This window comes from Kitasatospora sp. NPDC088779 (assembly GCF_040685395.1).
In the GTDB taxonomy this organism is placed as follows: domain Bacteria; phylum Actinomycetota; class Actinomycetes; order Streptomycetales; family Streptomycetaceae; genus Kitasatospora.
In genome coordinates this window covers 1-1,161 of sequence record NZ_JBFBHW010000128.1, presented here as the reverse complement: position 1 = coordinate 1,161, position 1,161 = coordinate 1, and the positions used below count along the sequence as shown (strand labels likewise).

Below are 1,161 nucleotides of genomic sequence, written 5' to 3'. Positions count from 1 at the left end.
CTAGTGTCCTGCGCCGGAGATCTGTCGTTAGATCTTGCGTGAGTGATTCTTCGGATGCGTCGGTGCGTCGTCGTGGTCCCGCGTTGGAGCCGTTGTTGCTGTCCGACGAGGAGCGTGCGGTGCTCATTCGGTGGGCCCGCAGAGCGACGTCAGCCCAGGCGTTGGCTCTGCGGGCACGGATCGTGCTGGCCTGCGACGGTCCGGATGTGCCGTCGATCGTCGGTGCGGCAAGGGAGTTGGGAATCACCGCGGACACGGTCCGCAAGTGGCGGCGGCGCTTCCTCGCCGAAGGGCTGGACGGCTTGGCGGACGAGCCTCGGCCGGGCCGGCCGCCCACGATCGCGGTGGACAAGGTCGAAGCGGTTGTCGTGGCGACGCTGGAGGAGATCCCGAAGAACGCGACACACTGGTCGCGGAGTTCGATGGCGGCCAGGTCCGGCCTCTCGAAGTCGACGGTCGGGCGGATCTGGCGGAAGTTCCAGCTCAGGCCCCACCTGGCGGACACCTTCAAGCTCTCCACGGACCCGCTGTTCATCGAGAAGGTCCACGACGTGGTCGGCCTCTACTTCGACCCGCCCGAGGGGGCGGTGGTGCTGTCGGTCGACGAGAAGTCGCAGATCCAGGCGTTGAACCGCTCCCAGCCGGTGCTGCCCATGATGCCGGGAATGCCGGAGCGCCGGACCCACGACTACGTGCGCAACGGACTCACCACGCTCTTCGCCGCGTTCGACACCGGCAGCGGGAAGGTCATCACCTCCCTGCACCGCCGCCACCGCGCGGCGGAGTTCAGGAAGTTCCTCGTCAAGATCGACCAGGAGGTTCCCGACGGCCTCGACATCCACCTCATCTGCGACAACTACGGAACCCACAAGACCCCGGCGATCCGCACCTGGCTGGCCCAACACCCCAGGTTCCACATGCACTTCACCCCGACCGGGTCATCATGGATCAACCAGGTCGAGCGCTGGTTCGGCTTCCTCACCGACCAGATGATCCGCCGCGGATCCCACAAGAACGTCCAAGCCCTCGAACGCGACATCCGCAACTGGATCAAGAACTGGAACGAAGACCCCACACCGTTCACCTGGACCAAGACCGCCGACGAGATCCTCGACTCCCTCGCCCGATTCTGCCGACGGATCTCCGGCGCAGGACACTAGG

The 1,161-nt window shown here is 65.9% G+C and carries 1 protein-coding gene; it reads left to right on the top strand.

Annotated features, from left to right (window positions below; all coding sequences use genetic code 11):
- The first annotated feature begins 62 nt into the window (after positions 1–62).
- On the top strand, positions 63–1,160 hold the full coding sequence (locus tag AB0P03_RS40815; protein WP_363633801.1) for an IS630 family transposase: 1,098 nt from the start codon (positions 63–65) through the stop codon (positions 1,158–1,160).
- Position 1,161 lies beyond the last annotated feature (1 nt).